18 protein-coding genes are annotated in these 21,037 nt (G+C 72.9%); 13 read left to right on the top strand and 5 right to left on the bottom strand.

Annotation, left to right across the window (positions count from 1 at the left end):
* Positions 1-72: 72 nt before the first annotated feature.
* Positions 73-1,794 carry a glucose-6-phosphate isomerase gene (gene pgi / locus DEJ33_RS11480; RefSeq protein WP_111078506.1) on the top strand — a complete coding sequence of 574 codons (1,722 nt, stop codon included), beginning with the start codon at positions 73-75 and terminating at the stop codon, positions 1,792-1,794.
* Between the two features lie 71 nt (positions 1,795-1,865).
* Here pgi and DEJ33_RS11475 read toward each other — a convergent pair whose 3' ends face one another.
* The gene (locus tag DEJ33_RS11475; protein WP_111195022.1) at positions 1,866-2,525 is read right to left on the bottom strand and encodes a cyclopropane-fatty-acyl-phospholipid synthase family protein; all 660 of its coding nucleotides are present in this window, start codon (positions 2,523-2,525) and stop codon (positions 1,866-1,868) included.
* A 139-nt stretch (positions 2,526-2,664) separates the two neighbouring features.
* Between DEJ33_RS11475 and DEJ33_RS11470 the strand changes: the two genes are divergently transcribed.
* The 6 genes from DEJ33_RS11470 (at position 2,665) to DEJ33_RS17490 (ending at position 10,728) form a co-directional block, all read left to right on the top strand.
* Positions 2,665-3,738 carry a 3-oxoacyl-ACP synthase III gene (locus DEJ33_RS11470; protein ID WP_111195095.1) on the top strand — a complete coding sequence of 358 codons (1,074 nt, stop codon included), beginning with the start codon at positions 2,665-2,667 and terminating at the stop codon, positions 3,736-3,738.
* Positions 3,739-3,779: 41 nt separating this feature from the next.
* Entirely contained in the window at positions 3,780-6,479 is a 2,700-nt protein-coding gene (locus tag DEJ33_RS11465) for an alpha/beta fold hydrolase (protein WP_111195094.1), read from the top strand.
* On the top strand, positions 6,476-7,441 hold the full coding sequence (locus DEJ33_RS11460) for an NAD(P)-dependent oxidoreductase (protein ID WP_111195021.1): 966 nt from the start codon (positions 6,476-6,478) through the stop codon (positions 7,439-7,441). The genes DEJ33_RS11465 and DEJ33_RS11460 overlap by 4 nt, the downstream gene beginning before the upstream one ends.
* A gap of 150 nt (positions 7,442-7,591) precedes the next feature.
* Positions 7,592-8,956 carry a hypothetical protein gene (locus DEJ33_RS11455; protein ID WP_111237225.1) on the top strand — a complete coding sequence of 455 codons (1,365 nt, stop codon included), beginning with the start codon at positions 7,592-7,594 and terminating at the stop codon, positions 8,954-8,956.
* 72 nt (positions 8,957-9,028) lie between these two features.
* The gene (locus tag DEJ33_RS11450; protein ID WP_111195092.1) at positions 9,029-9,928 is read left to right on the top strand and encodes an NmrA family NAD(P)-binding protein; all 900 of its coding nucleotides are present in this window, start codon (positions 9,029-9,031) and stop codon (positions 9,926-9,928) included.
* 185 nt (positions 9,929-10,113) lie between these two features.
* Entirely contained in the window at positions 10,114-10,728 is a 615-nt protein-coding gene (locus DEJ33_RS17490; RefSeq protein ID WP_146242600.1) for a collagen-like protein, read from the top strand.
* A 12-nt stretch (positions 10,729-10,740) separates the two neighbouring features.
* On the opposite strand, the gene DEJ33_RS11440 is transcribed toward DEJ33_RS17490, so the two are convergent.
* Positions 10,741-11,679 carry a LysM domain-containing protein gene (locus tag DEJ33_RS11440; protein ID WP_111195019.1) on the bottom strand — a complete coding sequence of 313 codons (939 nt, stop codon included), beginning with the start codon at positions 11,677-11,679 and terminating at the stop codon, positions 10,741-10,743.
* A gap of 294 nt (positions 11,680-11,973) precedes the next feature.
* Between DEJ33_RS11440 and DEJ33_RS11435 the strand changes: the two genes are divergently transcribed.
* The gene (locus tag DEJ33_RS11435; protein WP_111078500.1) at positions 11,974-13,434 is read left to right on the top strand and encodes a sugar porter family MFS transporter; all 1,461 of its coding nucleotides are present in this window, start codon (positions 11,974-11,976) and stop codon (positions 13,432-13,434) included.
* Positions 13,435-13,509: 75 nt separating this feature from the next.
* Here DEJ33_RS11435 and DEJ33_RS11430 read toward each other — a convergent pair whose 3' ends face one another.
* The 3 genes from DEJ33_RS11430 to DEJ33_RS11420 are packed head-to-tail and all read right to left on the bottom strand — an operon-like array spanning position 13,510 to position 15,413.
* Positions 13,510-14,484, bottom strand: coding sequence for a zinc-binding dehydrogenase (locus tag DEJ33_RS11430; protein ID WP_111078583.1), 975 nt, complete (start codon positions 14,482-14,484; stop codon positions 13,510-13,512).
* Positions 14,485-14,506: 22 nt separating this feature from the next.
* Entirely contained in the window at positions 14,507-14,929 is a 423-nt protein-coding gene (locus tag DEJ33_RS11425) for an organic hydroperoxide resistance protein (RefSeq protein ID WP_111195018.1), read from the bottom strand.
* A gap of 31 nt (positions 14,930-14,960) precedes the next feature.
* Positions 14,961-15,413, bottom strand: coding sequence for a MarR family winged helix-turn-helix transcriptional regulator (locus DEJ33_RS11420; protein WP_181437296.1), 453 nt, complete (start codon positions 15,411-15,413; stop codon positions 14,961-14,963).
* Between the two features lie 102 nt (positions 15,414-15,515).
* Here DEJ33_RS11420 and mvk point away from each other — a divergent pair, with 102 nt between their 5' ends.
* The 5 genes from mvk to DEJ33_RS11395 are packed head-to-tail and all read left to right on the top strand — an operon-like array spanning position 15,516 to position 20,839.
* Positions 15,516-16,520: a mevalonate kinase gene (mvk, locus tag DEJ33_RS11415; RefSeq protein WP_111195017.1), complete on the top strand. Its 1,005-nt coding sequence runs from the start codon at positions 15,516-15,518 to the stop codon at positions 16,518-16,520.
* Positions 16,520-17,515, top strand: coding sequence for a diphosphomevalonate decarboxylase (gene mvaD, locus DEJ33_RS11410; protein WP_111195016.1), 996 nt, complete (start codon positions 16,520-16,522; stop codon positions 17,513-17,515). Before mvk ends, mvaD begins: the two co-directional genes overlap by 1 nt.
* The gene (locus tag DEJ33_RS11405) at positions 17,512-18,591 is read left to right on the top strand and encodes a phosphomevalonate kinase (RefSeq protein WP_111078496.1); all 1,080 of its coding nucleotides are present in this window, start codon (positions 17,512-17,514) and stop codon (positions 18,589-18,591) included. The genes mvaD and DEJ33_RS11405 overlap by 4 nt, the downstream gene beginning before the upstream one ends.
* Entirely contained in the window at positions 18,588-19,652 is a 1,065-nt protein-coding gene (locus tag DEJ33_RS11400) for a hydroxymethylglutaryl-CoA reductase (protein WP_111195015.1), read from the top strand. Before DEJ33_RS11405 ends, DEJ33_RS11400 begins: the two co-directional genes overlap by 4 nt.
* Positions 19,649-20,839 carry a hydroxymethylglutaryl-CoA synthase gene (locus DEJ33_RS11395; RefSeq protein WP_111195014.1) on the top strand — a complete coding sequence of 397 codons (1,191 nt, stop codon included), beginning with the start codon at positions 19,649-19,651 and terminating at the stop codon, positions 20,837-20,839. The genes DEJ33_RS11400 and DEJ33_RS11395 overlap by 4 nt, the downstream gene beginning before the upstream one ends.
* Positions 20,840-21,037 lie beyond the last annotated feature (198 nt).

The raw sequence follows: 21,037 nt of genomic DNA, 5'->3' as shown, positions 1-21,037 counted from the left end.
CGGACGCGGCCCGCGACGCGATGCTGCGCCAGGTCTGCGGGCCGTCCAGCTCTGGCGTCCAGGAGGACCGAAGTGACCGATTCCGCACCCGTCGACCCCACATCGACCGCAGGATGGAAGCAGCTCGACGGCATCGCCGCCGGCTTCTCCCCGGACCTCCGGGGGTGGTTCGACGCCGACCCCGGTCGTGCCGAGAAGTACACCTTCCAGGCCGCGGACCTGACGGTCGACCTGTCGAAGGGCCTGGTGACCGAAGAGGTCCTGCAGGCACTGCTACAGGTCGCCGAGGACACCGGCGTCGCCGAGCGCTACCAGGCGATGATCTCCGGCGAGCGCATCAACGTCACCGAGGACCGCGCCGTCCTGCACACCGCGCTCCGCCGACCGAAGGCGACCGAGGGCCTGGTCCCCGCCGCACCCCTGACCGTCGACGGCCAGGACGTCGACGCCGACGTGCACGCCACGCTCGACAAGGTCTACGGCTTCGCCGAGCAGGTCCGTTCCGGCGCCTGGACGGGCGTCACCGGCAAGCGCATCGAGACCGTCGTCAACATCGGCATCGGCGGGTCCGACCTCGGCCCCGTCATGGTCTACGAAGCCCTCAAGCCGTACGTGCAGCAGGGGCTCGAGGTGCGCTTCGTCTCGAACATCGACCCCGCCGACATCCACGAGAAGACCGCGGGCCTCGACCCCGAGACCACGCTTTTCATCGTCGCGTCGAAGACCTTCGGCACCCTCGAGACCCTCACGAACGCCCGTCTCGCGCGCCAGTGGCTCTGGTCGGAGCTCGGCCTGTCCGACGCCGGCGACGACGAGAAGAAGGACGCCGTCGCGAAGCACTTCGTCGCCGTGTCCACCGCGCTCGACAAGGTCGCCGCGTTCGGCATCGACCCGGAGAACGCCTTCGGCTTCTGGGACTGGGTCGGCGGCCGCTACTCGGTCGACTCCGCGATCGGCACCAGCGTCGTCATCGCGATCGGCAAGGAGAACTGGGAGCAGTTCCTCGCCGGTTTCCACGCCATCGACGAGCACATGCGCACCGCCCCGCTCGAGCAGAACGTCCCCGTCCTGATGGGCCTGCTCAACGTCTGGTACACGAACTTCCTCGGCGCCCAGAGCCACGCGGTGCTGCCGTACACGCAGTACCTGCACCGCTTCCCGGCCTACCTGCAGCAGCTCACGATGGAGTCGAACGGCAAGCGCGTCCGCTGGGACGGATCCGACGTCGTCACCGACACCGGCGAGGTCTTCTGGGGCGAGCCCGGCACGAACGGCCAGCACGCGTTCTACCAGCTCATCCACCAGGGCACCCGGCTGATCCCGGCCGACTTCATCACGGTCGCCAAGCCCGCGCACGCCCTGCAGGACCTGTCCGGCGACGGCAAGGCCGTGCAGCCCGGCCAGGACGTCCACTCCCTGTTCCTGGCGAACTTCTTCGCGCAGTCCAAGGCGCTGGCGTTCGGCAAGACCGCTGACGAGGTCCGCGCCGAGGGCACCACCGACGAGATGATCGTCGCGGCCCGCACCTTCACCGGCAACAAGCCGTCGACGTCCATCCTGGCGCCGGAGCTCACCCCGAGCGTCCTCGGCCAGCTGATCGCCCTCTACGAGCACATCGTGTTCACCGAGGGCACCATCTGGGGCATCGACTCGTTCGACCAGTGGGGTGTCGAGCTCGGCAAGCAGCTGGCGCTGCAGGTCGCCCCGGCGGTCGACGGCGACCAGGACGCCCTGGACGCGCAGGACTCCTCGACGAAGGCGCTCATCGCCAAGTACCTTGAGCTGCGCGGCTGATCCGACGCACCTGACACGAGAGGCCCCGTCGCTCCGGCGACGGGGCCTCTCGTGCGGTGTGGAGCCGGCTGTCAGTCCCGCCGCACCAGCAGCACCACCGAGTCCTCGAGCGTCGCCGGGCTGCCGTCGGGCGCGGCGATGTGCCGCGTGCGGAGCTCGGCGACCTCGACGGCCCACCGGTCGTCCAGCGCGAGCTGCTCGACCTGTTCCGCCGGCCCGACCAGGGGTTCGGCGTGCGCGTGCTCCCCGTGCGACGCCCACGACGGGGACCCGGCGTGCCCGACGACGACCAGGTGGCCGCCCGGCGCCACGAGGCGCGTCGCCCGTCGGAGCACCGCCGTCCGCGGGAACGACACCGACGAGTGCAGGAACGACGCCGCGACGAGGTCGAACCGGTCGTCGGTGTCCCAGGTGGCCAGGTCGGCCTGCACCCAGGTCACACGGTCGCCCAGTCCGACGCGCTCGGCCTCGGTCCGGCCGCGCGCGAGGGCGTTGGATGCGATGTCGACGGCGGTGACGTGCCACCCCTGCGCCGCCAGCCACAGGGCGTCGCCACCCTCACCGCTCCCGAGGTCGAGCGCGCGGAGCGGATGATCCGAGCGAGTGGGGGAGAGCGGGGCCACCGTGTCGACGAGCGAGGCGTTCGGTGCCCCGGACCAGATCGGGGCGTCACCGTAGCGGGCGGTCCAGAAGGCCTCGGCATCCGCGCCGGGAGCGGGTTGTGCGGTCATCCGCGCAGCTTCGCACCGGCGCTCGGGGACGGCCAGTACGATTGCCGGATCGGCAACGGCGACGACGTTCCCGGGGTCCGTCCGGCGCAGTCGCAACGGAGACCCAGCATCGATACGGAAGTATGTGCAAGTGACGATCATGACCGAGCGGCCTCAGCAGGACACCCCGAGCGCCGAGACGGAACGACCCGGCAACGCGACCGTCCGTTTCCAGAACGCCGCGATCCTCGCCGTGGAGACCACCGTCGCCGAGCGCGTGACCACGTCCGCGGACATCGAGGAGAAGCTCCGCGGTGTGCTCCGCCGGCTCCGCCTGCCGATGGGGCTGCTCGAACGCGTCGCCGGGGTGCGGGAGCGCCGCAACTGGGGCGAGGACCAGTCCTTCCAGACCGCCGCGATCGACGCCGGACGTCGGGCGATGGCCGCCGCGGGCATCCAGCCGGAGGACGTCGGCCTGCTCATCAACACCTCGGTGACCCGTCCGCACCTCGAGCCCTCGGTGGCCGTACGGCTGCACCACGGCCTCGGCCTGCCGACGTCGGCGATCAACTTCGACATCGCGAACGCCTGCCTCGGCTTCGTCAACGCGATGAGCGTCGCCGCCAGCATGATCGACTCCGGTCAGATCAAGTACGCGCTCATCGTGGACGGCGAGGACGCCGACCAGGTGCAGCTGAACACGATCGACCGCCTGAACCAGGGCGGCCGGAACCGCAAGGACTTCATGAGCGAGTTCGCCAGCCTGACGCTCGGCTCCGGCGCTGCTGCCGCCGTGCTCGGCCCGGCGGACCTGCACCCGGCCGGCCACCGCATCGTCGGCGGAGTCACGCGCGCGGCCACCCAGTGGTACGACCTGTGCGTCGGCAGCGTCGACGGCATGTTCACGGACGCGAAGATGCTGCTCAAGGGCGGCATGGAGCTCGTCGTCGCCGCCTGGAACGAGGCCCGTGCCCACTTCGACTGGGCCGACATGGACCGCTACGTCCTGCACCAGGTCTCGGACGTGCACACGAACGCCTTCGTCCAGGCCATCGGTGTCGAGCGTGACAAGGTCCCGACCACCTACGAGCGCTTCGGCAACGTCGGCCCGGCGTCGATCCCGATCACTCTCGCGGACGAGGTCACCCGTGGCTCCATCCGCCCCGGAGACCGCGTGTTCCTCGGCGGTGTCGGCTCCGGCATCAACACGGCGATGATGGAACTGCGCTGGTGACACCGCGGTTGCCCCGCGCCGCCGCGACCACGGCTCCGGCGATGCTCCCGCCGCCCCTGCCCGGACTCGACCCGGCCTGGTCCCGCCTGGTCACGGTCCCCGCGACTCCCGACCGCTCGGGAGGCCCGGCTCGCCCCGCGCGGACCTGGCACCTCCTCGACACGGCCGCGTCCCTGGCGGAGCTCGGCGTCGAGCCCGTCGGCACGCTGCTCTGCGTGCACGGCAACCCGACCTGGTCCTACCTGTGGCGCTCGGTCGTCGCGCGGTCCCTCGAGGTCGCCGCTGCCGGCGGTCCGGTCTGGCGCGTCGTCGCCGTCGACCAGCTCGGCATGGGCTTCTCGGAGCGCACGGGTGTCGACCACCGCCTGGCGGACCGGGTCGCCGAACTCGGCGCCCTGACCGACGAACTCGGGCTCGCGGGTCCCGTCGTCACGCTCGGCCACGACTGGGGCGGAGTCGTCTCCCTCGGCTGGGCCGTGGACCACCCGGACCTCGTCGTCGCGGTGACGACCTGCAACACCGCCGTGCACCAGCCGGAGGACGCGCCGATCCCGGCGCCGCTCCGCCTGGCGCTCCGTCCCGAGCTGCTCGGCCGGGCAACCGTCGTCACGCCGGCGTTCATCGAGACCACCCTGGCGATCGCGCACCCGCGGCTCGACCGAGCGACCGCCGATGCCTACCGTGCGCCGTACCGCGGTGCAGCACGGCGGGGCGCCGTCGGCGGCTTCGTCGCGGACATCCCCGTCGACGCCACCCACCCGAGCGCTCGCGAGCTCGATCGGATCGCGGCGGGCGTCGCGGCGCTGGACGTCCCCGCCCTGCTCCTCTGGGGCCCGCGCGACCCGGTGTTCCTCGAGCGCTACCTCGACGACCTCGCCGCACGGCTGCCGCTGGCCGACGTGCACCGGTTCGAGGGCGCCGGACACCTGCTGCCGGACGACGCCGACGTCGCCGGAACGGTCTTCGACTGGCTCGGTGACCACCTGCCGGACGATGTCGTGCCCACCTCGGCCGCACCGGGCCTCCCGGCCGACGACGTCGCCGGCACGGCCGACGCCAGCGCCGACCGGGCAGAGCACGCGCACCGCCCGCTCTGGACGCACCTGACCGGACTCCGCGACAGCGACGAGCCCGCCCTGGTGGAGATGGCCGCACCCGGCGGCACGCGGACGATCAGCTGGCGGCTGCTCGCCCGACGCATCGACGAGGTCGCCGCCGGGCTCGTCGACCTCGGCGTCCGACCCGGCGACCGGGTGTCGCTCCTGGTCACGCCCGGCGCGGACCTGACCGCCGCCCTGTACGCCTGCGTCCGGATCGGCGCGGTCGTCGTCGTCGCGGACGCCGGACTCGGCCTCGGCGGGCTGACCCGCGCCGTCCGCGGTGCCCGTCCGGACTGGATCATCGGCGCCCTGCCGGGACTCGCCGCCGCTCGGGCCCTCGGTTGGCCCGGGCGTCGGATCGCGACCGTGGCGCTCCCCGCACCGGCACGCCGGGCCCTGCGGGTCGAGCACACCCTGGCCGCCGTGGCCCGCCGCGGGGCCGCACGGCTCGCTGCCGGAGCCGCACTGCCGTCCGCACCCGCCTCCGACGCTCCGGCAGCGGTCCTCTTCACCTCCGGGTCGACCGGACCGGCGAAGGGCGTCGTCTACACGCACGGCCAGCTCGGCGCGGTGCGGGACGCCCTCGCCGGCCAGTACGGCGTCGGCGTCGGCACCGGCCTGGTGGCGGGCTTCGCACCGTTCGCACTCCTCGGCCCCGCCCTCGGAGCCCGCTCGGTCGCACCCGACATGGACGTCACCGCGCCCAGGACGCTGACCGCACGAGCGGTCGCCGACGCGGTGGTCGCAGCGGACGCCACCGTGGTGTTCCTCTCCCCGGCGGCCCTGGCGAACGTCGTCGCGACGGCGTCCGCCCTCAGCGACGACGACCGGCGGGCACTCGGCCGCGTGCGGCTGTTCCTGTCCGCGGGTGCCCCGGTGTCGGCGGCGCTGCTCACCGCGGCGACCGAGCTGATGCCGAACGCCAGTGCGCACACCCCCTACGGCATGACCGAGGGGCTGCTGATGACGGACGTCGACCTGGACGGGGTCCGCGCCGCCGGGTCCGGCGACGACGGGACGTCGGCAGTCGGCATCTGCGTCGGCCGACCAGCTGCGTCGGTGCGGGTGCGGATCGCCCCGCTCGACGCCGACGGCCGCGCGACCGGAGCACTCACCGAGACACCGGACGTCACCGGCGAGATCGTCGTCGTCGCCCCGCACGTGCGCGACCACTACGACCGCCTCTGGCGGGCCGACCGCGCCTCGCGTCTCGGCGTCGACGACCCGCGCGGCCACCGGACGGGCGACGTCGGGCACCTCGACGCGTCCGGCCAGCTCTGGGTCGAGGGCCGCATGCAGCACGTCGTCACCACCGCGGACGGCGTCGTCACGCCGGTCGGCCCGGAACAGCGCATCGAGCGGGTGGACGGCATCGGCCGTGTCGGCATCGCCGGCATCGGCCCGGCCGGCACGCAGCAGGTGGTCGCCGTCATCGAGACCGTCCCCGCCGCTCGTCGTCCCGGCCTCGCGGACCCCGCACTCGCCGAGCGCGTCCGTGCTGCGGCCGGGGTGCCGGTCGCGGCGGTCCTCGTCGTCCCGGTGCTGCCGACGGACATCCGGCACAACTCGAAGGTCGACCGGGCCCGACTGTCCCGCTGGGCGGCGACGGTGCTCTCCGGGGGACGGATGACCCGCCCGTGAGGGTCCTGGTCACCGGTGCGAGCGGCTTCCTCGGTCGTGCGGTCGCCGCCGCCGTCCGGGACGCCGGGCACGAGGTCCGGACGTTCCAGCGCCGGCCCTCCCGTGTCGAGGGCGTCACCGACTCGCTCGGCACGATGACCGATGCGGCCGCGGTCCGTTCCGCGGTCGCGGGGGTCGAGGCGGTCGTGCACCTCGCCGCCAAGGTGTCGCTCGCCGGGGACCCCGCCGACTTCGCGCGGATCAACGTCGACGGGACGCGTGTCCTGCTCGCCGCCGCACGCGAGGGCGGAGCCACACGCTTCGTGTTCGTCTCGTCGCCCTCCGTCGCGCACACCGGGACGTCGATCGCCGGTGACGACGCCACCCCCGCCGCCTCCGAGACCGCCCGTGGCGACTACGCCCGGACGAAGGCCGCCGCCGAGCGCCTGGCACTGGACGCCGACGCCCCCGGCTTCGCGGTCGTCGCCGTGCGCCCGCACCTGGTGTGGGGGCCGGGCGACGAACAGCTCGTCGGCCGGATCGTCGACCGGGCCCGCAGCGGACGCCTGCCGGTCCTGGATTCCGGTGCCGCCCTGATCGACACCTGCTACGTCGACAACGCCGCGACCGCGATGGTCGCCGCGCTGCACCGCGCCGAGGACGTGCACGGCCAGGCGTACGTCGTGACGAACGGCGAACCCCGCCCGGTCGGCGAGCTCCTGGCGGGGATCTGCACGGCCTCCGGCGTCCCCGCGCCCCGCCGACACGTGCCGGCCGCGCTCGCCCGGATCGCGGGGTCCGCCGTGGAGGCCGTGTGGCGCGTCCGCCCCGGCACCGACGAGCCGCCGATGACGCGGTTCCTCGCCGAACAGCTCTCGACGGCGCACTGGTTCGACCAGCGCCGCACCCGGTCGGACCTGCGGTGGTCGCCGTCGGTGTCGATCGACGAGGGACTCCGCGCGCTGGCCGCCGCCGCACACTGACCGCGGCGCGGCGCGGCGCGGCGCGGTGCGGTGCGCGGTGGTGCCGGCCCGTCCCGGTCGGGAGGCCCGTGGTGGCGCCGCCACGGGCCTCCCGACCGGGAACGGTGCACGCACGCGCGCCGGTGGTGTGACACGGGTACCGTTCCCGGGGTGCGCGACCTCCGGAGCCTGCCCGCGACCATCGGCCTCGCCGTCGCACTCGTCCTGATGACCGCCGCGGTGCTCGTCCCCGGTCTGACCGGCTGGGACGTGCACGTCCGGTACTTCCCGCCGCTGCACGCCTCGTGGGAGCCGCGCGTCGGACCCGGGACCGTCCCGGCCGTGCTGCTGGCGCTGCTGGCGGTCGTCGCCGCGCCCCGACTGACGGCGCGACTGCGCTGGCCGTGGCTGCTGCTCATCGGGTACGCCGTCACCGTGGCCTGGTTCGCCGCCCTGGCGCTGGTGGACGGGACCGACGGCGTCGGGCGCATCCTGGACACCGGATACGAGTACATGGACACGGCTCGCGACGTCGCCGGTCGGCCGTTCGCCGAGACGCTCGACGGCTACATCCCGCGGATCGTCGGCGGCCCGGGCAAGTGGCCGGTGCACATCGCCGGACACCCGCCGGGCGCACTCCTGTTCTACGTGGTCCTCGTCCGGCTCGGTGTCACCACGGGTCTCGCTGCCGGGTGGGTCACGCTGCTCGTCGCGGCGACGACGCCGGTCGCCGTGCTGCTCACCCTCCGTCGGCTCGGAGCGGGATCGGCGGCCCGTCGGGCGGCACCCTTCCTGGTGCTCGGGCCCGCGGCGGTGTGGTCGGCGGTGTCCGCCGACGCGGTGTTCGCCGCCGTCGGGGCATGGGCCGCGTGCCTGCTGGCCGTGGCGGCGTCGAGCAGGACCAGGACCGCGACCGCGGGGTGGGGGATCGGCGCCGGACTGCTGTTCGGGTACGCCGTGATGATGTCCTACGGCCTGCCGTTGCTCGGGGTCCTCGCCGTCGCGGTGCTGCTCGCCGCGCGCAACTGGCGGCCGTTCGTCTGGGCGGTCGGCGGGGCGGTCGTCGTGGTCGGGGGCTTCGCCGTCTGGGGCTTCGCGTGGTGGCAGGCGTACCCGGTCCTCCGCGTGCGCTACTACGCGGGTGTGGCGCACAACCGGCCGATCACGTACTGGGCCTGGGGCAACCTGGGCGCGTTCGGCTTCAGTGCCGGACCCCTGGCCGGTGCGGCCGTGGCGCAGACCGTCGCGGTGACCGCTCGGACGCTGCGCGGAGCCGCGGGCGGCATCCGGGCCTGGTTCCGCCTGCCGAGACCGGTCGTCGTGCCCGTCCTGCTGTCGCTCGCGGGGATGGCGATGGTGTTCCTCGCCGACGCGTCCGGGATGAGCAAGGCCGAGGTCGAGCGCATCTGGTTGCCCTTCGCGCCCTGGGTCCTCGTCGGCACCGCCCTGCTGCCCGCCCGCTGGCGTCGTGTCGGTCTGGCGGTCCAGGTGCTGGCCGCGCTCCTGGTGCAGCACACGCTCGACACCGGGTGGTGACCGCGCTGCCCGCCGGGCGTCCGGGTGGCAGGACCTGAGCGGTCGGCGATGGTCACCCGTAGCGTTGTCGACATGACCACCTCTGTGCTCGTCGCCGGTGCGACCGGCGACCTCGGTTCGCGCATCGTCCGCGAACTCCTGCTCCTCGACACGCACTTGCGGGTCCTGACCCGCGGGGGATCGAACCGCGCGGCCGAGCAGTTCGCCGACCAGGACCGGGTCGAGGTCGTCGTCGCCGACTACACCGACCGCGCCGCACTGCTCCGGGCGCTCGAGGGCGTCGAGGTCGTGGTCTCCGCCGTCAGCGGCACCCGCTCGGTCATCGTCGACGCCCAGCGCGCCCTGCTCGCAGCCGCGGTCGACGCCGGCGTGCAGCGGTTCGTGCCGTCCGACTACGCGGCCGACTACCGCTCGGTCACCCCGGGCACCAACCGCAACTTCGAGCTCCGCCGTGAGTTCGCCGCCGACGTCGATACCGCGTCGATCCGCGCGACGTCCGTGCTCAACGGTGCCTTCGCCGACATGCTCACGGGGCAGGCGCCGCTGGTGCTGTTCGACCGGCAGCGCGTGCTGTTCTGGTCCTCGCCGGACCAGGTGCTCGACTTCACGACGAAGGACGACGTCGCGTGGGTCACCGCGCGGGTGGCGCTCGACGACGACGCCCCGCGGGTCGTCGAGGTGGCGGGGGACCGGGTGACCTCCCGGGAACTTGCGGACACGATGTCCCGGCTCACCGGACGGACGTTCCGGCTGCAGTGGGCCGGGACCACGGGCCTCCTGTCCGCGATGGCCCGCACCGGACGGCGACTGTCGTCGACCGAGGACGAGACCTTCCCTGCCTGGCAGGGGATGCAGTACTTCGTGAGCATGTTCAGCGGCGAAGCCGAGCTGCGCCACGTCCGCAACGACCGCTACGGCCCCCACGACTACACGTCGGTGCGGGACGTGCTGGCGGCGCACCTCGGGGTCTGACCGCGAGGTCCGGGCCGCCGAGACGCCGCCGGGCTGTCGAGACGCCGCCGTGTCGTCGAGACGCCGCTGGGAACGGCGGCGTCTCGACGTCGTGGCGGCGTCTCGTGGCGGCGTCTCCTGTCCGGCGGGGTGTCTCACGGCCGGGAGGCCCGCACCACGTCGGTCGTCCGGGGTACCGTCGACGCATGGACCGTTCCGAGATCCTCGCGGCCGCAGCAGCGGCCCACGCCGCCCGCATCGCCGCCGCGGGCGGGGACGACACCGCCGCACGTGACCGCGCCGAGGCGGCCTCGGCTGTGCCGGCACCCGAGCGTCGTCGGTCCGCGGACGCCGAGCTCGCCGCGGAGTCCGGCCGCGCCGCCGACCGCACGGAGGGCGCGCTCTCGGACTGGCGCCGGATGGGCACCCGTCGCGGGGTCACGCCGGACGCACAGGTCCGGAGTGCGTGGACGGTGACCGGCATCCCGGAGCAGGGGGACGCCCGGGCCTTCGCGAACGTGCTGCTCTCCACCGCGGGGCACGCCGGCCGGGTCGCCGACGCCGCGCGACGCAACGAGCGGCTGACCGGTGCGGCACGCGCTGCCGCGCGACGGACGGTCCGCCGCTACACGGACCACGGCGCCGGCATGTCGGCCCTCGGCGACGTCCTCGACGCCGGGCCGGTCGGGCACGACGGGCCGGTCGGGCACGACGGGTCGGCCGGGCGCGACGGGTCAGCCGGGCACGACGGGGCGGTCGGGCTTGACGGGTCGGCCGGGCCCCATGGATCGGCCGGGCGAGACGACACAACCGGACGCTGACGTCCGCTCTGCTTAGCGCCGGAACGGGTCCAGGTTGAGCAGGGTGTCCTCGTAGAGGTACTGCTGGTCGCCGTAGACCGTGACGTCCGGGTTCAGCCAGACCAGGTCCTTCACCGAGAGTCCGAAGCGGTTCGCCACGGCGCCGATGAGGTCCTCCGACGCGATCCGGTAGGCGGTCGGGGCGCCGTCGGTCGAGCCCTCGCTGCTCGACTTGCCGGTGGCGTTCGGCCGGGCTCCGCCGTCGACCGGGTGCACGTTCGTGGTGCGGGCCGGTACCGACCACCGGACGGGCTGCACGGCGAGCACCTTGCCGGGCCCGATCTCGACGGGCAGGTCCGGGCTGGCCGAGGCCGCCGCCGAGTAGACGACGATCGTGCCGAGCCAGGACGGGTCTGCGCGGCCGGGGTCGAGCGCCGTCGAGGCGGGTGCTGCCGCTGCGCCGGGGCCGCCGCCGAGGGTGGTGTCGCCGACGCCGTGCCAGGTGATCCCGTCGCCGACCGAGGGCGGCGTCTCGAGGAACGTGGTCGCGACGGGGACTGGCAGGGTCGAGGCGAAACCGGTCCACTGCGCGGTGGGGGTGCCGTCCGCGCCGACGACGACGCGGTAGTGGAACCGGACGCTCCCCTTCGGTGAGACGACGTCGGCCTCGCTGAGGACGCTGCCCACCGGGATCGGCGAGACGGTCGGGTCCGGCGCGGCGGCCTCGGTCGGGACGGCCGTCGGCGTTCGCGGAGAGGCGGACTCGGAGATGCGGCGGGCCTCTGCACTCGCGCTCGGGTCGGCCTGGGGTGTGCGGGGAGCGGCGCTGGCGGAGCTGCGCTGCGGCGCGGGGAACTCGTCCGGACCGCGGAGCAGCGAGCAGCCGGCCGTGGCGGTCGTGACCACGACGGCGAGCACGAGTGCTGCCGTCAGTCTGCGGCTGTTCCCCTGGAGTCCGTCCCCGTGGTGCATGGTCCCCCTGCGCTCGTCCCCTGCGATCCGTGTCGTGCGTGATGGATCGTCGTCCTCTGACCCGGAGAGCCTACCGGCGGCGACGTCACCAGCGGGATGGGAAGATCAGAGACGGTCCACCTCGCGAGCGGAGACGCTCTCCGGACACGCGATGGACCGCTCCGACGCTGACCAGGGCTTTCATGGACCGGTCCAAGTCGGAAACGACAGGTTGTCCGGTTGACAGGACAAAGTTTCTGGGTCACGATCACTTCCACGCGACGACGCGCGATCACGGACGAAGGAGTCACCGACATGGTCGACATCAAACCGGCAGCACCGACTGTCGCCCTGCCCCCGGTCGGCACCGGCCCGCACCGCCGCCGCCTCGGGCTGCTGGCGCTGGTCGCCACCTTCGGCGGGCTGCTCTTCGGCTACGACACCGGCGTGATCAACGGCGCCCTGCTCCCGATGAAGCAGGAGCTCGGTCTGACGAACTTCACCGAGGGCGTCGTGACGAGCTCCCTGCTGTTCGGTGCGGCCATCGGCGCCATGCTCGGCGGACGCATCGCCGACGGCTGGGGTCGCCGGAAGACGATCCTGGTGCTCGCGGTGACGTTCTTCGTCGGGACGCTCGCATGTGTGTTCGCTCCGACGTTCGGCGTCATCGTGGTCGGCCGCGTGCTCCTCGGCCTGGCGGTCGGCGGGGCGTCGACGGTCGTCCCGGTGTTCCTCGCCGAACTGGCCCCGTACGAGATCCGTGGGTCGCTGTCCGGCCGGAACGAACTCATGATCGTGATCGGGCAGCTCGCCGCCTTCCTGGTGAACGCGCTCATCGGCAGCCTCTGGGGAGAGGGCAACGGTGTCTGGCGGATCATGCTGGCCGTGTGCGCCCTGCCCGCCATCGCCCTGTTCGTCGGCATGCTCCGGGTCCCGGAGTCGCCGCGCTGGCTGGCGTCGAAGGGCCGCAACGACGAGGCGCTCGACGTCCTGCGGCAGATCCGCTCCGACGAGCGGGCCGAGGCCGAGATCGAGGACATCAAGCGGAGCAACGAGATCGAGGCGCAGGTCCAGCGTCAGAGCGGCTGGCACACCCTGCTCGGCAACAAGTGGCTGATCCGGATCGTGCTCATCGGTGCCGGCCTCGGTGTCGCGCAGCAGCTCACCGGCATCAACTCGATCATGTACTACGGCCAGACCGTCCTCATCGAGTCGGGCTTCCAGGCCTCCGCGGCCCTCATCGCCAACATCGCACCCGGGGTCATCGCCGTGATCGGTGGCGTCATCGCGATCATGAACATGGAGCGGATCAACCGCCGCACGACGCTGATCATCGGGTTCTCGCTGACCACGGTCTGCCACTTCCTCATCGGCATCGCCTCCGTCGCCCTGCCCGACGGCAACCCCGCCCGCCCCTGGGTGATCCTGTTCCTCGTCGTCGCGTTCGTCGGCTCGATGCAGACGTTCCTCAACATCGCCGTCTGGGTCGTGCTGTCCGAGATCTTCCCGACGCAGATCCGCGCGCTCGGCATGGGCATCTCGGTGTTCTGCCTGTGGATCGCGAACGCCTTCCTGGGGCTGTACTTCCCGTCGATCGTCGCCGCGACCGGAATCACCGGCACGTTCTTCGGCTTCGGCATCGTCGGTCTGCTGGCGCTGCTGTTCATCTGGAAGTTCGTGCCGGAGAGCCGCGGTCGCACCCTCGAAGAGGTCGAAGAAGGCGTCACGACCGGCAACATCTTCACCGTCGACAAGGTCGGTCGCCGCACGCACTGACGTCGCGACCTCACGACGGACGGGAGGCCCGGTACCAGCTGGTACCGGGCCTCCCGTCCGTCGCGTGGTCGCGTCCTACGGGCGCAGGAGCACCTTGCCGACCCGGCCCGCGGTGTCGCTCGCGCGGGCGGCGTCACGGGCGTCCTCGAACGCGAAGGTCTCGGACACGGGCAGTGTCAGCGACCCGTCGAGCACGCGTGTGATGAGTTCGCCGAACAGCTGCTGCTTCGTGTCGGACGGCATCGTGCGGCTGACGACGCTGCCCCAGAAGCCCTTCACGGTGAGCTGGCCGAAGATGACCTTGCCGGACGGGATCTCGAGCGTGGGGGAGGCCATCGCGCCGAAGACGACGAGGGTGGCCTCGTCGCCGAGGACCGAGGCGATGTCGCCCGCTGCCGGTCCGCCGACGGACTCGACGCCGGCGAGGATCGGGGCACCGCCGGTGATGGCGGTCACCTGGTCGCGCCAGTCGTCCGCGTCGGTGGCGACGATGCGCTCGATGCCCTGCTCGCGGAGCTCGTCGACACCGGCGGCGCGACGCACCAGGCCGATGACGTTGATGCCGCGCGCGGCACCGAGCTGCGCGACCATGCGGCCGACGGCACCGTTCGCCGCGTTCTGGATGAGCCAGTCACCCTCGTGCAGGTCGAGCGAGTGCAGCAGGCTGATCGCGCTGAACGGCATCGAGACGAGCTGGGCGGCGGACTCGTCGGGCATCGCGTCCGGCACCGGGATGAGCCCGGCCGCGTCGGCGACGTAGTACTCGGCCCAGACGCCGAACGTGCCACCGGCGACGCGCTGGCCGACGGTCAGGTTCGTGACGCCCTCGCCCAGGGACTCGACGACGCCGAGCGCCTCGGTGCCGGACTGGGCGGGCAGGTCGGGCTTGAAGCCGTAGGTGCCGCGGATCGTCCACAGGTCGTGGTTGTGGATCGGGGAGAGCACGGTCCGGACCAGGACCTGGCCGACGCCCGGGGTGGGGACGGGGCGCTGCTCGACGGTCAGGACGTCGGCGGGCTCGCCGAACTCCGGGTGGACGACGGCGCGCATCGTGGTCTGGTCTGCCATCGGTTCAGTCCTCCGAGACGGTGATCGTGACGTCGATGTTGCCGCGCGTCGCGTTCGAGTACGGGCACACCTGGTGGGCGGCGTCCGCGAGGGCCTGGGCCTGGTCGTGGTCCATGCCGGGGATGACGACCTCGAGCATGACGGCGAGCTGGAAGCCGCCCTGGCCGTTCGGGCCGATCTGGACGCGACCGCCGACGGAGGAGTCCGCGACCTTGACCTTCTGCGCACGGGCGACACCCTGCAGCGCGGAGTGGAAGCACGCGGCGTACCCGGCGGCGAAGAGCTGCTCGGGGTTGGCGCCGGCGCCGGAGCCGCCCATCTCCTTGGGGATGGCCATGTCCAGCTCGAGCGTGCTGTTGCTGATCTGGACCTTGCCGTTCCGGCCTTCGCCGGTGGACAGGGCTTCTGCGGTGTAGAGGACGTCCATGTGGGGTTCCTTCCTTCGTGGGTCTGTCGGGTCAGTCCGCGACCGGGGCGGGCGCGGCCGCCGCTCGGTGCATCGTCTCGGTGAGGTGCTGCAGGGTCGCGATGAGTTCGACGGCCGACTGCTCGTCGGCCAGCCCGGTGCCCGCGGCGATGCGTGCCGGGACGTGGGCGAGTTCGGAGCGCAGGGCCAGGCCGCGCTCCCCGGTCGTCACGGTCACGACGCGCTCGTCGGTGCTGCGGCGTTCGCGGCGGACCAGGTCGGCCTGCTCCATCCGCTTGAGGAGCGGGGAGAGCGTGCCGGAGTCGAGCTGCAGGTGCTCCCCGAGGCTCGAGACGCTCTGGTCGCCCTCCACCCACAGGGTCACGAGGACCAGGTACTGCGGGTAGGTGAGGCCCCACGGCTCGAGCAGCGTGCGGTACGCCTGGGTCGTCGCCCGGGTCGCTGCGTAGAGGGAGAAGCACACCATCTCGTCGGTCACGGGCATGTCCACCACTGTTGCACGCCACCGGGTTGCGCACAACTGAAAGGGGTGGATGTCCAGGCAGGGCGGGTGACGCCGGGGCCGGTTAGGCTGGCCGGACCGACGATGACCAGCAACGACCCAGCCTCCGCACCGACGACGACCCCAGCGATCCCGCGAGTCGGCTCCTCGGCGTCCCACGGCAAGACGATCCTGATCGGCGAACACGCCGTGGTCTACGGCGCACCCGCCCTCGTCCTGCCGGTGACCGACGTCCGGGTGACCGCCACCGCGAGCCCGCTGCCGGCCGATGACGAGCACACGCTCGAGTCGACGGTGCACACCGGGCCGCTCGGACTCGCGCCCGCCGCCGTGCTCCCGACCGTCACCGCGGTCACCGCGACGCTCCGACACCTGGCCCGGCACGGCCACGCCGACGCCGAGGGCACCCCGCTCCACGTGCTCGTCGACAGCCAGGTCCCCACGGCGCGTGGGATGGGGTCGAGCGCAGCCGTCGCCGCCGCCGTGACCGCTGCCGTCGCGGACGTGTTCGGCGTCGCGCTCGACACGGACACCCACCACGAGCTCATCCAGGAGTGCGAGCGCGTCGCCCACGGCCGCCCGTCGGGACTCGACGCGCGCGGGGTCGTGGCCACGGAGCCGGTCTGGTTCGCGGACGGCGTCATCGAGCCCGTGCAGGTCACCGGCCGGTTCGTCTTCGTCGTCGCCGACACTGGCGTGCCGGGCCACACCCGCGAAGCCGTCGCCGCCGTCCGCGGCCGCCACGACCGCGCCCCCGCCGCGGTCGACGCCGTCGTGGACCGGATCGGCTCGCTCGCCACGACCGCGCGGGGGACACTCGGCGACGGCGACGCCCAGGCCCTGGGTGCCACCATGGACGCCGCGCACGAACTGCTCACCACCCTCGACGTGTCGAGTGCGGACCTCGACCGGCTCGTCGGCGCCGCACGGAAGGCGGACGCCCTGGGCGCGAAGCTCACCGGCGGTGGCCGCGGCGGATGCGTCCTGACGCTCGCCGCCGACGACGAGCACGCCGTCCGCATCGCGACCGCACTGCGCAGCGCCGGCGCGACCGCCACCTGGACCACCTCGATCGGAGCCCGTGCCTGATGACTTCCACCGCCGTCGCGCACCCGAACATCGCGCTCGTGAAGTACTGGGGCAAGGCGGACGCCGACCTCGCGCTGCCGGCCACCGGCAGCGTCTCGATGGGCCTCGACGTCTTCCCCACCACGACCTCGGTGACCCTGGCCGACCAGCGGGAGCACGACGCCTTCACGCTGAACGGCCGCGTCGTCGACGACGGCGCACTGGTGCGGGTCGAGCGCTTCCTGGACCTGGTCCGCGAGCTGGCCGGATCCGACGCCCGCGCCGTCGTCGTCTCGGAGAACACCGTGCCCACCGGCGCCGGACTGGCCTCGAGCGCGTCGGGCTTCGCCGCCCTCGCGGTCGCCGCCGCCGACGCGTACGGCCTCGACCTGTCGCCGCGCGAACTCTCACGACTCGCCCGACGCGGCTCCGGTTCGGCCACCCGGTCGATCCCCGGTGGGGTGTCGGTGTGGCACGCCGGCGACGACCAGGCCTCGTTCGCCGAGACCGTCCCCGCGCCGCCGATGGCCATGGTGGTCGTCACGATCGACGACGGCCCGAAGGAGATCGGCTCACGGGAGGCCATGCGCCGCACGATCGCGACGTCGCCGTTCTACCCGGCCTGGGTGAGCTCGACGACCGTCACCGTGGACGACATGCTCGCCGCGTGTGCCGCCGGGGACTTCACCCGGATCGGCCAGCTCACCGAGAGCAACGCGCTCCGCATGCACGCCACGATCGAGGGCGCGTTCCCTCCGATCCGCTACCTGAACAGCCGGAGCGTCGCGGTGTTCGACGCCGTCGCCGCGATGCGTGGCGAGGGGCTCGAGGCGTACGCCACCGCGGATGCCGGCCCGAACGTCGTCGTGCTCTGCCGTCCGGAGGACCGTGCCCGCGTGGCGGCGGCCCTGGACGGGTTCGGAGCGGTCATCGAGTCCGGCACCGGACCAGCCGCAGGGCTGGTCCGCTCCGAAGGCACGGGGGAGAACCCCGAGGCAGAGGAGAGCACCGCGTGATCGAGTTCCGAGCCCACGGCAAGCTGTTCGTGGCGGGCGAGTACGCCGTCGTCGAGCCCGGACAGCCGTCGGTGCTCATCGCCCTCGACCGGGCGATCACCGCACGCGTGAGCGAGGGCCACGGCGCCGGCAGCGTGCACTCCGAGGAGTACGGCAACCTCCCGCTGACCTGGACCCGGGCCGAGGACGGCCTGGCGCTCGACCGCGAGCACCACCCCTACGACTACGTGATGGCGACGATCGACCTGGTCGAGAAGCTCCGCGCGGAGCTCGGGATCGCGCCGCGGTTCCACGACCTGCGCATCGAGAGCCAGCTCGACGACGCCAGCGGCCGGAAGTTCGGTCTCGGGTCCTCCGCCGCGGTGACCGTGGCGACCGTCGGGGCCCTCGACCGCTTCTACGGCCTCGGACTCTCGCAGCGCCGACGCTTCATGGTGGCACTGCTCGCGACGATCCGTGTCGCACCGCGTGCATCCGGCGGCGACCTGGCCGCGAGCACGTTCGGCGGCTGGCTCCGCTACAGCGCGCCCGACCGCGAGGTCCTGGCCGGCCTGCTCGACGAGCGCTCGGTTTCGTCGATCCTCGACGACGACGAGGCCTGGGCCGGCTTCGACGTCGAGCACCTGCCCGCCCCGACCGACCTGCGCCTCCTGGTCGGCTGGACCGGTTCGCCGGCGTCCACCACGAAGCTCGTCGGCGTCGTCCGCCGACACCGTGACGGCGACTACGCGGCGTTCCTCGACGCCAGCCGGGCCTGCGTGGACGACCTGACCACCGGCCTTCGGACCGGCGACGCGGATCGCACGCTCGGTGCGCTCCGACGCGCGCGCGGCCTGCTGCAGGACCTCGGGACGTCCGTCGGGTCCCAGATCGAGACCCCGCGGCTGGCGACCCTCTGCGACGTCGTCGAGGCCGCCGGTGGTGCGGCGAAGCCCTCCGGCGCCGGCGGCGGCGACTGCGGCATCGCGCTCGTCCCCGCGGACAGTGACGCAGCCGACATCTTCCGCGCCTGGGAGGCGCACGACATCAGGCACCTCAGCGTCGCGGTGCAACCCGAGGAAGGGACCACGCGATGAGTGACCTGCAGACCCCGATCCCCACGAAGTGGGTCGGACCGATCCGCGTCAGCGGCAACGCCGTCGAGGGTGAGCACGAGGTGCCCCTCGCCACGTACGAATCGCCGCTCTGGCCGTCCGTCGGCCGTGGCGCCCGGATCTCCCGCATGATCGAGGGCGGCATCGTCTCGACGGTCGTCGACGAGCGGATGACCCGGTCGGTCGTCGTCCGTGCCGCCAGCGCCGCCGCCGCGCACATCTCCGCCGGCCGGATCCTGGCGCGCCAGGCCGAGCTCGAGGCGATCGTCGTCGGGCAGAGCCGGTTCGCGAAGCTCATCGAGGTGCACCCGGAGATCGTCGGGGACCTGCTCTTCCTGCGCTTCGCGTTCACCACGGGGGACGCCTCCGGCCACAACATGGTGACCCAGGCGGCGGACACCCTGCTGCCGGCGATCCTGGCGTGGGAGCCCGAGCTCCGCTACGTGTCGATCTCCGGCAACTTCTGCTCCGACAAGAAGGCCACCGCCGTGAACGGCATCCGCGGCCGCGGGCGGAACACCATCGCCGAGATCGTGATCCCGGGCGATATCGTCGAGAAGCGGCTGCGCTCCTCGACCGAGCGGATCGTCGAGCTCAACACCGCGAAGAACCTGGTCGGCTCCACCATCGCCGGGGCGCTGCGCTCGGCGAACGCGCACTACGCCAACATGCTGCTCGGCTTCTACCTGGCCACCGGACAGGACGCCGCGAACATCGTCGAGGGCTCCCAGGGGATCACGCTCGCCCAGGCCCGCGGCGACGAGCTGTACTTCTCGTGCTCGCTGCCGCACCTGATCGTCGGCACCGTCGGCAACGGCAAGGGCAACGACCTGCCGGTGGTGGAGGACGCCCTGGTGCGCCTCGGCTGCCGGGAGGACCGCGAGCCCGGCGCCAACGCCCGCCGTCTGGCCGCCCTCTGCGCCGCCACCGTGCTGTGCGGGGAACTCTCGCTGCTCGCCGCCCAGACGAACCCGGGCGAGCTGATGGCGGCCCACGTCGCCATGGAACGCCGCGGACACCGACCCGAAGGAGCCTCGGCATGACCGCCCAGCACCCACTCGCACTGGGCATCCACGACCTCGCCATCGCGACGGGGCACCACGTGCTCGACCTCGACGACCTCGCCGCCGTGAACGGTGTCGATCCGGCGAAGTACCACGTCGGCATCGGCCAGGACGCGTTCAGCGTGCCCGCCCCGGACGAGGACATCGTCACGATGGGTGCCGCCGCCGCGAAGGAGGTGCTGGACCGCCACGGGGTCGACGGCATCCGGACCGTGCTGTTCGCCACCGAGTCCGGGGTCGACCAGTCGAAGGCGGCCGGCGTGTACGTGCACGGACTGCTCGGACTGCCCCGCAACGTCCGCGTCGTCGAGCTGAAGCAGGCCTGCTACGGCGGGACCGCCGCGGTGCAGATGGCTCTCGGCATCATCGCGCGCGACCCGAGCGAGCGCGTGCTCGTCATCGCCGCCGACGTCGCCCGCTACGACGTGGAGACCGCGGCCGAGCCGACGCAGGGTGCCGGTGCGGTCGCCATGCTCATCGCCGCCGACCCGGACCTGATCGAACTCGAGCCGCAGTCCGGCCTGTTCACGGCGGACGTCGACGACTTCTGGCGGCCGAACGACCGGTCCACCGCGCTGGTCGACGGCCGGCTGTCGGTCACGGCGTACGTCGACGCCTTCATCGGGGCCTGGGACGACCTGGCCTCGCGAGGTGGCCCGGGCATCGAGGCGATCGACCGCTTCGTCCATCACCAGCCGTTCACGAAGATGGCGATCAAGGCGCACCGGAAGCTCGCCCAGCACGTCGGGGTCCCCTTCGAGGAGACCGAGCTGGCCGTCGGCTTCACGTACAACCGGCAGACCGGCAACACGTACACGGCGTCGCTCTGGATCGCCCTCGGTGCGCTGCTCGACCTGGACGACGACCTGGCCGGCGCCCGCATCGGCATGTTCAGCTACGGCTCCGGCAGCGTCGGCGAGCTCATGACGGGCGTCGTGCGCGACGGCTACCGCGACCACCGCCGGGACGGACGGGTCACCGAGTTGCTGGCGGCCCGGGTGCCGCTGTCGGTCGAGGCCTACCGCGAGCTGCACGCTGCCGGTGCCGCGACGAGCGAGGACGTCGAGCGTCCCCGGGTGACCGCGGCGCCGTTCCGCTTCGCGGGGGTGTCCGGTGGCGCTCGGCACTACGAGGCGACCGGGACCGGACCGACGGCGGCCAGCTGAGCGGTTCCTCGTCCGATCCGTGCGGACGGCCGGTGCCCGTGCCAGGGCGAGGGCGAGGGCGAGGGTGAGGTCCAGCGCAATCCGCCGTGCGCGGCCCCCGTGTACGCGATCCGCGGATGGCCGGACCTGCGTGGTCGCGGCTCGGATCCCGACGTAGCGTTCGGTCACGAGCAGCACCGCGTCAGGGTGCGGTGCTGC

Origin of the sequence: Curtobacterium sp. MCPF17_047, assembly GCF_003234045.1 — a bacterium.
Taxonomy (GTDB): domain Bacteria; phylum Actinomycetota; class Actinomycetes; order Actinomycetales; family Microbacteriaceae; genus Curtobacterium.
The sequence above is the reverse complement of the archived record's forward strand: the minus strand, read 5'-3'. Positions and strand labels throughout refer to the sequence as shown.